Origin of the sequence: Nostoc sp. KVJ20, assembly GCF_001712795.1 — a bacterium.
Taxonomy (GTDB): Bacteria; Cyanobacteriota; Cyanobacteriia; order Cyanobacteriales; family Nostocaceae; genus Nostoc.
In genome coordinates this window covers 77801-91878 of the sequence record NZ_KV757632.1, presented here as the reverse complement: position 1 = coordinate 91878, position 14078 = coordinate 77801, and the positions used below count along the sequence as shown (strand labels likewise).

Sequence of the window (14078 nt, the reverse complement as noted above, 5' to 3'; positions counted from 1 at the left end):
TTTGTGAAGTTTTATATAAAATATCAAGTCTGTAGCGATGTCTTACGACAAGCCGCTCCGCATCTACGCTCGTTTATATGTAATATATTCTGACCTCTTCCCTAAAAAGCTATACCTATCAAGCGTTACGGGATTATTTTAAGTATTTTCCCTGTTTGTAAAAATGCAGTCAATTCATTACCTGTTACTAATTACTTATAAAAAATAAATATGAGCGATGCTTTTAGCCGACTCGCACCCTTCATCCAAGAATATATTTATCATCACCAGTGGACTGAATTACGACCAGTTCAAATTGCCGCTTGTCAAGTCATATTCGATACTGATGCTCACTTGCTAGTTACTGCTGGAACTGCTGCTGGTAAAACAGAAGCAGCCTTTCTGCCAGTTTTGACTCTATTACATGCCAACCCGGCTGCAACCATAGGGGCATTGTATATTAGTCCAATCAAAGCTTTAATTAATGATCAATTTGAGCGTCTCAACGACTTACTCAAAGAAGCAGATATTCCCGTTTGGCACTGGCACGGTGACGTTTCGCAAACTCGAAAAAACAAGCTTTTAAAGAATCCTCAAGGCATTCTCCAAATTACACCAGAATCTTTAGAAAGTTTGTTAATCAACAAAAATAACGACCTACTTCGCTTATTTGGTGATTTAAAGTTTGTCGTCATTGATGAAATTCACGCTTTTATGGGTTCAGAACGCGGTTGTCAAATTATTTGCCAATTACAACGTTTAGCAAAGTTGACGCAAAAACAACCACGCCGTATTGGTTTGTCAGCAACTCTTGGTGATTACTCAATAGCTGAAGAGTGGTTGCGTTCAGGAACAGACAAGCCAGTTATTACACCGAAAATCGACAGCATAAAACGCCAAATAAAACTAGCTGTAGAACATTTTTATATTAATGATGAAGTAGATGAATCGGAGGCGACAGATGATGAACAATATATTTTCAACCTTAGCAAATCTCGCAAATGTCTAATATTTGCTAATAATCGCACACGTACCGAATCTGTAATTGCATCTTTACGAAAAATTGCCACAGAACAAGGACTACCAGATATATATCATGTACATCATGGGAGTATATCTTCTAGCTTGCGGCAATCTGCTGAAAATGCAATGCGTGAATCCAACAATCCAGCTGTTACTGCTGCCACTCTGACTCTAGAATTAGGCATAGATATCGGTCATTTAGAGCGAGTTATTCAGTTAGAATCACCCCACTCTGTAGCTAGTTTTTTACAGCGCTTAGGACGCAGTGGTAGAAGAGGTGAAGCTGCGGATATGCGCTTTGTCTGTGCCGAAGATCAGCCATTAGCAGAAGCTTCTCTACCAGAGCAAATCCCTTGGCAACTTTTGCAGTGTATAGCTATTATTCAACTTTATTTAGAGGAGCAATGGATTGAACCAATCAAACCAATTAAATATCCTTTGAGTTTGCTTTATCACCAGACAATGAGTATTTTAACAGCAACAGGTGAAATTTCAGCCAATGCTTTAGCTAAACAAATTTTTAGTCTGCCGCCCTTCGCTGCTATTTTAAAAGAAGATTTCCAACTATTGCTACGCTATTTAATTGATATTGGTCATATTCAGCATACCGAACAAGGTAAATTAATCCTGGGTTTGGCAGGAGAAAAGGTGGTGAGGAAATTTCAGTTTTATGCTGTCTTTGCTGAACAGCAAGAATATATTGTTAAGCAAGGTGCAACAGAAATTGGCAGTATCGTCACACCGCTTCCGGTTGGCAATCAATTTGCTTTAGCTGGGAGAACTTGGGAAGTCCTAGAAGTTGACTTTAAAAAGAAAGCTATTTTTGTTAAACAAGCCGAGGGTAAAGCGAGTATTTACTGGCGTGGTGGCAGTGGTACTATTCATACCAAAGTTTTACAACGAATGCAGCAAATTTTATTGGAAAATGTTGAGTATAGTTACTTGCAAAAAAATGCCTTGCAACGATTACGTCAAGTTCGCCAGTTGGCACAGCAGGTTGGATTAGATAAGCAGAATATTTTGCAACTGGAAAAAGGTAAATGTTGCATTTTTCCTTGGATGGGTACGGTTGCTTATCGCACCTTAGAAAGATTACTCAATTCCTACTGCCGAGAATCGTTGGAAATTACAAGTATTGGCGGAGTAAATCCATATTATTTGACAATTAAATTAGGCAAGAATAAATTTAAACATCTTTACAATGAAATTGCTTCATTGTGTGAGCAAAGAATTACATCAGAAGATTTAGTCAGTACTTCAGAAGCACCAGAACTTCAAAAATATGATGGGTTTATTCCTCATCCACTTTTATGGAAAGCTTTTGCTAACGATTATTTGGATATGAAGGAACTGAAACAGCAAGTGGCAATGTGGAGAGAATAAACTAATCCGTCTTTAAGTTGCATAATCCTTACCTCAGAAAGACGCTCTTACGCAGAGAGGGAAGACACCAGTAACCCCAAAAACAGAGTTTTTGAGTTTACGTATTTTTCCTGATTTCAGTGCTTCTTGAAGGTGACTACGATAGAGCGCATAACAAATATGACACACATTCAATTGTGTGGTGTGTTATGACTCAACTGTAAATAGTTTAACTTATTGGTTAATTATGATAGAAAAGTTGGTTGATACAATCAACCTTCAAAACTAGCCAATTCAAAAATTAAATAATTACTGGTGAAGCTTTTCTAAACAATCAGCGCTATAGCTGATTAATTTTTTGTTGCCATCTAAAAATTCTCCAATTATTTTAAAGCAACAATAAAAAGCTTGCTTAGTTTGTGCATCAATTTGCTATAAATAGGAAGAAAAATTATGGCAGTTTCACTAACAAAAGGACAAAGAGTTTCACTTGACAAAGTTGCTCCTGGCTTAACAGATGTCTTTATTGGACTTGGATGGGACGTTAAAGCTACAGATACAGGTTATGACTTTGATCTAGATTCCTCAGTGTTCATGTTGGGTATTAACGAAAAACTTATTTCTGATAACCACTTTATTTTTTATAATAACCTCACAAGTCCCGATCCTGATAAATCGCTTCAGCACATGGGAGATAATCTTACCGGTGTAGGTGAAGGAGATGATGAAGTCATCAAAGTTAACCTAGAACAAGTACCCGCAGATGTTCAAAAAATAGTTATTACTGTAACTATTCATGAAGCACAGCAACGTAATCAGAACTTTGGTCAAGTTAAAAATGCTTTTGTGCGTATTGTCAATGCCCAAACAAAACAAGAAGCAGTCCGCTATGACCTTGTTGAAGACTACTCTGTAGAGACAGCATTAATCATGGCAGAACTTTACCGTAAAGACGGTGAATGGCGTCTTAATGCAGTTGGCTCAGGCTATCAAGGTGGCTTGAAATCACTACTTGACCGCTATAGCTAATAGGTCTGCTAGAAGTCTCTAAGATATTCTCTAATGCTGACATAAAGCTGATTTCAGAAAACTATATTGCTCTATATTTGATATTTTTTAATAAATCTCAAACTTGAAGATTAAAAACATTAAAAATATAAAGCAAACCTTAGATGTCATCTTGTAAATTACATATACTTTGAAATAAATTACATGGGAATTAACTTACAAAAAGGACAACGCATATCACTTTCTAAAGAAGCTCCTGGGCTAACAAAACTGATGTGTGGACTGGGCTGGGATATAGCAAAACATTCCGGTGGCGGGTTTTTTGGTGCTTTTAGTAACGCTCCAGACTTTGATTTAGATGCCTCCATAATCTGTTTAGATCAAAATGGCAAAATAACAGATATAGGCAATATTGTTTACTTTGGGAATCTATCTCATAAATCAGGAGCTATTACCCATCTGGGTGATAATCTCACAGGTGCGGGAGAAGGTGATGACGAGCAGGTTCTTGTAGATTTAGCTCGACTACCAAAAGAGATTGTAAAATTGGTTTTTACAGTTAATATTTATGATTGTATTACTCGGAAGCAAGAATTTGCACAGGTAAAAAATGCCTTTGTACGCCTAGTTAATACATCTAATAATCAAGAACTAGCTAAGTATCATCTGTCCGGTTCTGAATACAAAGGAATGACCGGGATGATTATGGCTGAAATTTATAATCACAATAATGAGTGGAAAATGGCGGCAATTGGCAACGGCATTAACGTTAATGGTTTAGAAGGACTTGTGAAAGTCTATGCTTAACTACATATTGATTTACTCAAATCAATAGTAATTCAAAATCAAATTAATTTTCAAAAATAGGTAATAATCATGTCAATTAACCTCAGCAAAGGCGAAAGAATCAATCTTTCAAAAGAAGCACCAAGCTTAAAAAATGCTGGAATTGGTTTAGGATGGGATATTAACGTTACAGATACAGGTTCAGCTTTTGACCTAGATGCTTCTATATTTATGTTAGGTGCTAACGGAAAAATCCCTAACGAAAAGTACTTTGTATTCTACAATAACTCACAATCACCAGATGGTTCTGTGAAACATGAGGGAGATAGCAGAACTGGAGAGGGTATAGGAGACGATGAAACAATTCAAGTTGATTTAAGCAAAGTTGATGCTTCAGTTCAAGAAATAGTTTTTGTGGTCACTATTCATGAAGCAGAGCAAAGAAAGCAAAACTTTGGGCAAGTCAGAAACTCGTTTATCAGAATTTATGACAACACCACAGAAAAGCAAATTGCTAAGTATGAATTAGATGAAGATGCCTCTGCGGAAACTGCAATCGAATTTGGTAAACTTTATCGAAAAGATGGAGAATGGAGATTCCAAGCTGTTGGGGCTGGTTATAAATCAGGGCTGCAAAGTTTTGTAGACCAATATGCTGCTTAGTAAATATCTCAAAAGTTAATCCAAAGGGGGTATTCACTGTTATTACCCCCTTTTTTTTTGCATAAATTAATTAAAAAAGTTTAATTTATAGGATGTATATGAGATGGAAATTGAATTAACAAAAGGTAGCAGGTTTAATCTTTCTAAGGAAGCTCCAAATTTAAAGAAAGTAGCTATTGGCTTGGGTTGGCAAGTAAATCAAGCTGGGCAAAGCTATGATATTGATGCTTCTGTGTTTATGTTAAGTGCAGATGGGAAAATTCCCAATGATAAATATTTTGTTTTCTATAATAACCTTCAATCACTCGATGGTTATTTAAGACACTCAGGAGATAATAGAACTGGGGAAGATAACGGAGATGATGAGACAATTTATGTTGATTTAGCAAAAGTCAATCCAGCTATTCAAGAGATAGTTTTTGTTGTCACTATTCATGAAGGGCAAGAAAAAAATCAGAATTTTAGCCAAATCAAAAATGCCTTTATCAAGATTTACAACCACGAAAACAAAAATTCTCTGGCTCGGTACAATTTAAGAGAGGCTTTTTCTCAAGAGACAGCTTTGGAATTTGGACGCTTATATAAAAAAGAGAATGAATGGAGGTTTCAAGCGGTAGGAGAAGGCTATAGTTCTGGACTACAAAGTTTTGTAGATAAATATGTGACCAAAACTAAACAGGAAGAATCTACAAAAGTAGAAAGTGTGCAAGAAAACTGTAAAACGAAACTAAATATATCGTTAGAGAAAAAGCTTGAGCGAGAAGCACCACATATTTTCAATCTTGTTAAAAAAGCAGATATATCACTACAAAAAGCAAATTTGACGAATCATAAGGCTAAGGTTGTGCTTTGCCTTGATATCTCTGGCTCAATGAGTGCGCTCTATACTTTAGGTAAAATTCAGCGGTTTGCTGAAAAAATTCTAGCTTTAGGATGTCGTTTTGATGATAACGCTTCCATTGATATATTTCTATTCGGAGCTAAAGCCTATAACGCAGGTGAAATGACTATTGAAAATTTTAAAACCTTTATTCCAAATCTCTTGAAAGAGTATCCACTAGAAGGTGATACTTACTATGGTAAAGCTATAGATATGATTAGAAAATTCTATTTTCCAATCTCTAAAAAAGGTAACCAAAAAAGTGCTAATCCAGTTTATATCATGTTTGTGACGGATGGAGCAACCTCTGATGAGTCACAAACAGAACAATATCTTAAAGAGTCTTCGTATGAGCCTATTTTTTGGCAATTTATGGCAATTGGCAAGTCACGCAAGGATGTTAAAGGTAAAGGTATTTTAGGTTGGCTAGCTAAAGCAAAGACCAGTGATTTTACTTTTCTAGAGCGGCTTGACGAAATGAGCGATCGCTATCTTGATAATTCAGATTTTTTCAGTTTAGAAGACCCAGAAAGCATACCAGATCAAGAGCTTTATGATTTACTGATGACTGAATATCCAAACTGGGTCAAATTGGCTAAAACGAAGAATCTATTACAATAAAAAATCAATGTCTCTCTACGATCGCCTGGATTTAACTAGACCCAATCGCAAGCTCAAAGTCCCGATTTGGGAACGCATAGATTTGACTAGACCCCCTAAACTCCGTTGTCAGGGATGTAGTTCACGCATTCAGCCTCAGTGGGAGTTTTGCCCTTGCTGTGGAAAAATTCTTATAGAGAGAAATAGCGAGTTTCGCCGTTGCATCTGGGTAGACGTTTCGGGAATGGATATCGAAGAGGAAAATACCGAAGCAATCAATAGTATTCTCAGCGATGCCTTTTCTAAGCTCTACGGTGCTTTTAGAAGCGTTGAAGTATTTTTGACATCAGATCCACCTGAACCCAAGGAATGGGGAGACAACTTTACTCACGTCTATATATTTGCTGATAAGCAGCCAGTTGACTATTTAGGAGTAGCTACTTTTAAATTAGGAATGGTTACAAACCGTGCTATCATCCGCATTGATCAAGTATTATATGCGTCTTACAATGCCAGTCTTCATGTTAATCAATTGTCTAACTTAATTGCCAATACGATTGCCCATGAGATTGGACATACATTAGGGCTGGATCACTCTGCGCTACCAACAGATGTAATGCATGATGGACTTGATCATATCATTCATAGCTCAATGCCTCCATCATTTCACGCATCGCAAATCAACTCGATGAATAATGCAATTCGCAGAGAAGCAGGATTGAGATAATTCGTAATTTCGTAATTAGTTAAAATAAACTATTTTTTAATTAAAGACTGGAGCGATCGCAAATCATAATTTAAGATTCTTCCAGTACTAGAAAGTTGATATCCGGCGAAGAATAAAGCAGATGATGCCAAAACAATTAAAAGATTGACTGACGCGAATACATTACCAGTAAAAGCGATGACTACAATTCCTAACGCCATCAAAATCCATCCTAAGTTAGGGTTTATTTGCTGTTGACAAAGGACGAAAATACCAGATATACATAGCAATAAACCAGGAATACCAAAAAATATCCCAACTCGAATATTTGCAGTTAAAATTATCATACCTGCAACCATCAAAGCAAAGCCTACAAATTTGGTTGTCTGAGTTACCGAAGTTTGTGTGTTTTGCGGAGGAATTCGAGCCTGCATTGTTGTGGTATTTGCAGAAGAGATAAGATTTTGCTGATATTGTATCTGATCTTGGAATATAAATGTGACTTTTTCTTCTTGACCAAGGTCTATTCTATCTCCTAAATTTATTTGATAGGGTGTTCTAGGTTCTAATCTAATGTTATTTACAAATGTCCCATTAGAACTTCCTAAGTCTTCAATAAAATAATTATTTATGTGCTTCTGAATCTGTGCATGGATGCGAGAAACTACATCTGCATCTGGCAAGTTGGAAACATCAATATCTGGTGGAATTTGGTCGTTGGGTTTACCGATATGAAACACCGCAATATTTGGTGGTAATTCAAAAGCAGTGTTGCTTTGGACGTGAAAAAGCTCTAAATTCAGCCCTATAGCATTGGATGTACTTAAATTTTGCATAGTTTTTAGTCAATAATTTTTCTAGACTTTTGACTCTTGCAAAGTAGTAGGTAATTTAAATCCGTTATAGTTTACCGATTTTCCTATCTGATGTAAAGGAATCTCAATCCAAAACTCGCTTCCTTTGCCCAATTCTGATTCACACCGCAGGATTCCAGAGTGTTTCTGCACCACGATCTGATAGCTAATTGATAAGCCCAATCCTGTTCCTTGTCCCACAGGTTTAGTAGTAAAAAATGGATCAAATAGTTTCTTTTTAACCTCTTGGGTCATGCCTGTCCCATTATCTGCAATTCTTACTACTACTCGGTTATTACTAACAAGTTTAGTACTAATTATAATCTTACTAGGATTGCTCTCAATATCTTGCTGATAACTTTGAATATTACACATATCAAGGGCATCAATCGCATTATTAATCACGTTCATAAATACTTGATTTAACTGTCCTGCATAACACTCTACTAGAGGTAGCTGGCCATACTCCTTAATGATTTCAATTTTGGGATGCTCTGGCTTGGCTTTCAATCGATTCTGTAAAATCAGCAGTGTACTATCAATACCTTCGTGAATATCAACCTCTTTCATGTCTGCTTCATCTAAATGGGAGAAGGTACGTAAAGATAAGACAATTTGCTGAATTCGTTTAGATCCCATTTTCATCGAAGACAAGATTTTGGGTAGGTCATCTAGCATAAATTCCAAATCAATGTCCTCAACCTTTTCCTGAATCTTATGTCCAGAATTTGGGAATTCTTCTTGATAGAGACTTAGTAGTTCTAGCAATTTTTGAGTGTATTCACTGGCATGAGTAATATTGCCATAAATAAAGTTAACTGGGTTATTAATTTCGTGTGCAACCCCTGCCACAAGCTGACCCAGACTAGACATTTTCTCAGTTTGAATCAATTGAGCTTGAGTGCTTTGGAGTTCTTGTAAGGCTTTCTGAAGTTCTGATTCTGCCTGTTTGCGTTCAGAAATTTCCAACTCTAGGCGTTGGTTCATTTGGGTTAATTCAGTGTTCTTAATTAGGGTTTCACGAGATTCAGCTAGCTTCAGTGACATATAGTTAAATGACTTAGCAAGGTCTTCTACTTCATCCCCTGTCTGAATATCTAAACGATAATCTAGGTTTCCATCTGCAATTTCTGCTGTTCCTGCTTGTAATTTATGCAAAGATTTAATTGTTGGACGCCAAATAACTATAAATTTCCCAACAAATAAAATTATAATTACTTGCACAACTACAAAAGAAATAATTCTCTGCATTTGATATAGGTTTTCCAATTCATCTTCAACTAAGAGATTCTGATGATTAGCACGTTCAATTAGCTGGCTGAGGAACAATTCAATATCTCTGTCAAAGGAATTGATTGCTCTAAAATACTGCTGAGAATCTGCTAAAGAAGTGTCGCTAGAATTCCAGTGGATTAGTTGAGTTGACAACTGGCTGAGAAACTGGTGACGACGGCGAATGACTGAGATTTCTTTGGCATCTGGCATCAAGTGTTCTAACTTGTCAAGAGAGTCAAGAAACTTTTTTGAAGATTGAATCATCTCTATATTTTGACTTTTAAGTAGAACAATATCCTTGAGTTCAATAATTTCAGATTTCAAGGCATTTTCCGCAGTCAAAGCGACTTTGATAGTTTCGGTAGTTTGATTGCTTTTCTCACGAATAGTCTGCTTTATTTGTTGGACAGCTACAGTATTGCCAACGAGAATAGCTATTATCAGTCCGACAGACACAACTGAACCTGTAAAAAACTTTGTGGAGATTTTCATTTTGTCGGAACAGAAATTAAGTTGAGATATTTTCGGAGTTGCTCGATAGGAGTGTAGTCTGAAGGAGTCACAAGGGTGTATCCGGCTGACTCAGTTCCGATAATATCCTGAAGTCCTTCTGGGCTACTAATAAAAGCCTGCTTTAGTCGTTTGATTAACTCAGGTGAGAGTTTTTTGGACACTACTATTGGAGAATTTGGTATGGGAGCAGATTCCCACAGAATTCTGGAGTTTTGAGGTGTTAGCTTACCGTTTTTTTGCCGCTTCAAGTAGGAGGAAATATTAGTTGCTGCGGCATCAACAATGCCATCTTCTAATGCAGCCATACTATTGCTATGGCTACCAGCATATAGGACTTGAGCAAAATTTCGATTATCATCAATTCCTAGTTTTTTGAACGTTGCCAGCGGCATCAAATACCCAGAGGTTGATAATTTATCTACAAAGGCAATACGTTTACCTTTGAGGTCTTTTAAGGTTTTGATGCGACTGTCTTGTTTGACAATGATACACGCCCGATACCAGGGTTGTCCCGTATGTTTATCAATGGGAGCAACCAACGGTTCTACTTTAGCACCCCGATCTACTGCCTCCAAATAGCTCATAGGCCCTAAATAAGCCATGTCCAGCTTATCCTGCAATAGCCAGTCAATGATTTGCTGATAATCCTGAGCAATCTGGAAATCTACTGAACTGGCGATCGCATTTTGTACTTTCTGGATCTCTAGTTTTTTGTGTCTCCCTTGTCCCCCGATTGTCTTTGATTGCGACTCAGTATCAACCCTTCGTCCAAGGGATTGCTCTAAGTATTCTTTTAGGGGTTTAATCATCCCTTCTTGCTCTGTCCGGCTTTGCGTAGGTAGCACCCCAATTTTTAAAGCTGGTAACTTTTGTTTACTTGAGACACTATCTACAACAGACTGATTTTTTTCTGATACTTTTCCAGTACAGCCTACACTCAGTAGTGCCATAATTATCGCTACAATTAGAACTCTACTTTGACTAGATAAGCGATATCTACCAAAGAGCCACGGTGCTACTAAATATTTGCTCATAAAATTCAAATTATAGATAGCTAAAAAATTCTAGGACTGTCGTGGCATTTTTAAACGCAGAGTATTTTAAAGCCGAGCAAAGCTAAGACTTTAAATTGGGATTTGAATGCAGAATTCTGTGCCTTTTCCTAGTTCTGATAGACAATTCAAAATTCCACCATGTTTTTCTACTATAATTTGGTAGCTAATTGACAGTCCAAGTCCTGTCCCTTTACCTACGGGTTTTGTAGTAAAAAATGGATCAAATAATCGCTTTCTAACGTCTTCCGCTATTCCTAATCCGTTGTCGGCAATTCGGATGACAACAAATTTACTCTCTAAAATTTCAGTCCGAATGAGAATTTGCGGTTTATCAGTTATTTTTTTGCTGACTCTTGACTCTTCTAAAGCATCGATCGCATTAGTCAAAATATTCATAAATACTTGATTAAGCTGCCCAGCATAGCAATCAACTAAGGGCAAATCAGCATATTCTTTAATGATAGATATATCCAACCCAATTCCATTATCTTTCCAGCGGTGATGCAAAATTAATAGTGTATTTTCAATTCCTTCATGAATGTTAACTAGTTTTTTATCCGCCTCATCATGACGAGAAAAGTTTCGCAGTCCCAAAACAATTTCACGGATGCGATTAGTACCCATGTTCATCGAAGATAGGAGTTGGGAAAGGTCACTAGTAATGAATTCTAAATCAATTTTTTCAGTGTAATCTTCAATTTCTGCTTGAGGCTGAGGATAGTGTTGCTGATAAAGGTGCAAGAGATTTAACATCTCTTGAAAGTATTCGTTAGCATAGGTTAAGTTGCCATGAATAAAATTAACTGGATTGTTGATTTCATGGGCAACTCCAGCTACTAATTGTCCCAAGCTAGACATTTTTTCATTCTGGATCAGCTGAGATTGAGTTTGCTGCAATTTATGCAAGGTTTCGGTAAGTTTTTCGGCTTGAGTTTGAGCTATTAAAGTAGCAGAGCGACTTTGGGTATAAAGTTGTGCATGATCGATGGCGATCGCTAGTTGATCGCAAACAGCTTGTAGCAAGTTAATTTCACTGTTAGTCCAAATGCGATCGCCACTACAATGACTGCACACAATTGCCCCAATTTCTCCAGAATTACTCTTAACTGGTAGCATTAGTTGAGATGTGATACCAAATTCAGTTAAAAGTTCTTGAATATCATGATCGAGATGTGATTTGCTAGTAATATTGTCGATGCAACTTAGTTCTTGAGATAGAAGAATTTGGGTCAAAAAATTGCTCTTTTGCAGGGGAATACTACCTAACATGGTGGGCAAGTTAGGGTTTCGTGCTTCATAGGTAATAGTCAGGCTTGCTTGTGATGGGTGCGGTAAATAAGAAAGAAAGTAGCAACGGTCAATTTGTAATAAGCTGCGAATTTCATTAACAGCAGTTTCTAGGATCATATTTAAGTCAAGAGAACTGCGGATTTGACTAGCTAGACGCAGCAATAAGGCTTCCCGACGGCTGAGGAGTTCTTCTCGTGCCCAGATTCGGTCAATAGCCACAGCAATATTATTCGCAATCCAATTTAATAGGTTATGAGTTGGTTCGGTAAATAATTGCTTACTAAATAAAGCTATGATGCCAATTATTTGCTGCTCTACTATCAAGGGATAAGCAGAAAATCGAGAAATTGAAAATGTAGAATCGATAAGTTTGTCTGAATGATTAATTGATAATTCTTCGTTAAAAATAGCTTGATGGTTTTGAATCATTAATCCCATAATATTATTGACCAAAACCATATGATCGGGGAAATCTTGGGTATCACTCAAAGCACTACAAGTAATATCTGTGCAATGAACACCAGCTTGCAATTGTAGCTGGTTTGTCTGTCGTTCAAATGTCCAGATACAAACAAAGCCGATATCAAGGTATTGGGAAATAGTATTTGTACAGTTTTGTAGAATTTCTGAAAGTGTACCACTTTGAGATAAGGCTAAACTCACTTCTGCACTCAAAACTGACAAGCGCGATCGCTCCAATAAAGCTAACTCTGAAAGCTTACGCTGTGTAATATCTGTACGAATTGATACGTATTGATAGGGCTTTCCATCTTGGTTCAACATTGGGGCGATCAGAGTATCCACCCAATAAAAAGTGCCATCCTTAGCTTTATTTTGAATTTCTCCTTTCCAGATTTTTCCTTGGGTAATAGTTTTCCACAAAATTGTAAAAAATTCTTTTGTGTGGTGTCCAGAATTGATAATCCGATGGTCTTGCCCTAGAAGTTCTTCTAGAGAATATTTAGAAACCTCACAAAATAGTTCGTTAACATAGGTTATTCTCCCAGTTCTATCAGTAATAGCTACTAGTGAATGGGCATTTAAGGCAAATCTAAAAGCTTCTAATTCTTGGACAGATTTTTCTAGCGCGATCTCGTTCTGTTTATTAAGAGTGATGTCACGTGCTACTGCATAAATCAACTTTTCTTCAGTAAAACTAGTTGCATTCCATGAGAGCCATTTATAAGAACCATCTCGACAAAGATAGCGGTTTTCAAAGCTGATTGCATCTACAGATTGTATAATTTTTTGGGCTACGACAATTGTGGCTTCACGGTCTTCAGGGTGAACAAATTCGATAAAGGGTTTAGCAACGAGTTCCTGAGTTGACCAACCTAATGTTTTTGTCCATACTGGATTTAAATATTTAAAATAACCTTCAAAATTAGCAATACACAATAAATCTATAGAAAGTGAGAAAAATCGAGAGTATTTTTCTTCAGATTTTTGTAACTCAGATTTAGCTAGTTTCATCAGTTTGTTAGGTGTAAAGCTTTTTTTGAGAAAGGTTAAATAAGTTAATACGTTTATCGTGAAAATTGAGTAACCCTTGCAATAGGGTGTTTTAAGCTAGGAATTGCCTCATGTCAGTTCTGAGGAAGACTGTTTAGCTTACGAATAAAAACGTATTTAATACCAATTTAATGTGAAGTTGCACATATTTCGATCCCCCTAAATCCCCCTTTTTAAGGGGGACTTTGATAGATGTTTTTCCAGTTCCCCCCTTAAAAAGGGGGGCTAGGGGGGATCTAATTCTATGCAGCTTCATACAAAATTGGTATAACTTGATGTAGAGGCAAAAAGTATCTACTAGTTTGTACTGAGTAAACTAGCTAGCTGTTGACTTCATTATCTACTAAATAAAGGATTCCCAAAAAATCTATAAAGTAAACACTTCTTATCTTAAATTTAAGATAAGAAGTGTTACTTAAACTGAATTAAACCTTATCTACCTTGAGAACCGTACTTTTGTAGGTTGGGTACAGCGATAGCGTAACCCAACATAAAATTTGGTGGTAATGTTGGGTTGCGTTTCACTCCACCCAATCTACATAAATATATCTTTTAAAAAACTTTAGGTTTCA

10 protein-coding genes are annotated in these 14078 nt (G+C 36.8%); 6 read left to right on the top strand and 4 right to left on the bottom strand.

The window, feature by feature from the left end:
* The first annotated feature begins 210 nt into the window (after positions 1 to 210).
* The 6 genes from A4S05_RS18675 to A4S05_RS18650 all read left to right on the top strand — a co-directional run bounded on the left by A4S05_RS18675 (position 211) and on the right by A4S05_RS18650 (position 7028).
* The gene (locus tag A4S05_RS18675) at positions 211 to 2385 is read left to right on the top strand and encodes a DEAD/DEAH box helicase (protein WP_069071300.1); all 2175 of its coding nucleotides are present in this window, start codon (positions 211 to 213) and stop codon (positions 2383 to 2385) included.
* A gap of 429 nt (positions 2386 to 2814) precedes the next feature.
* Positions 2815 to 3393, top strand: a complete 579-nt coding sequence (locus tag A4S05_RS18670) for a TerD family protein (protein WP_370684468.1) — start codon at positions 2815 to 2817, stop codon at positions 3391 to 3393.
* Between the two features lie 183 nt (positions 3394 to 3576).
* The gene (locus tag A4S05_RS18665; RefSeq protein ID WP_069071298.1) at positions 3577 to 4179 is read left to right on the top strand and encodes a TerD family protein; all 603 of its coding nucleotides are present in this window, start codon (positions 3577 to 3579) and stop codon (positions 4177 to 4179) included.
* A gap of 66 nt (positions 4180 to 4245) precedes the next feature.
* On the top strand, positions 4246 to 4821 hold the full coding sequence (locus A4S05_RS18660) for a TerD family protein (protein ID WP_370684467.1): 576 nt from the start codon (positions 4246 to 4248) through the stop codon (positions 4819 to 4821).
* A 103-nt stretch (positions 4822 to 4924) separates the two neighbouring features.
* On the top strand, positions 4925 to 6322 hold the full coding sequence (locus tag A4S05_RS18655) for a TerD family protein (RefSeq protein WP_069071296.1): 1398 nt from the start codon (positions 4925 to 4927) through the stop codon (positions 6320 to 6322).
* Between the two features lie 7 nt (positions 6323 to 6329).
* A complete protein-coding gene (locus tag A4S05_RS18650) occupies positions 6330 to 7028 on the top strand; it encodes a zinc-dependent metalloprotease family protein (protein ID WP_069071295.1) in 699 nt (232 codons plus the stop codon).
* A gap of 29 nt (positions 7029 to 7057) precedes the next feature.
* On the opposite strand, the gene A4S05_RS18645 is transcribed toward A4S05_RS18650, so the two are convergent.
* The 4 genes from A4S05_RS18645 to A4S05_RS18630 form a co-directional block, all read right to left on the bottom strand.
* Positions 7058 to 7843 (bottom strand): FHA domain-containing protein, encoded by a 786-nt coding sequence (locus A4S05_RS18645; RefSeq protein ID WP_069071294.1) that lies wholly within the window; start codon positions 7841 to 7843, stop codon positions 7058 to 7060.
* Positions 7844 to 7864: 21 nt separating this feature from the next.
* Entirely contained in the window at positions 7865 to 9628 is a 1764-nt protein-coding gene (locus A4S05_RS18640; RefSeq protein ID WP_069071293.1) for an ATP-binding protein, read from the bottom strand.
* Positions 9625 to 10683 (bottom strand): substrate-binding domain-containing protein, encoded by a 1059-nt coding sequence (gene phnD, locus A4S05_RS18635; protein ID WP_069071292.1) that lies wholly within the window; start codon positions 10681 to 10683, stop codon positions 9625 to 9627. The genes A4S05_RS18640 and phnD overlap by 4 nt, the downstream gene beginning before the upstream one ends.
* 90 nt (positions 10684 to 10773) lie before the next feature.
* Positions 10774 to 13467, bottom strand: a complete 2694-nt coding sequence (locus A4S05_RS18630; protein ID WP_069071291.1) for a PAS domain S-box protein — start codon at positions 13465 to 13467, stop codon at positions 10774 to 10776.
* Positions 13468 to 14078 lie beyond the last annotated feature (611 nt).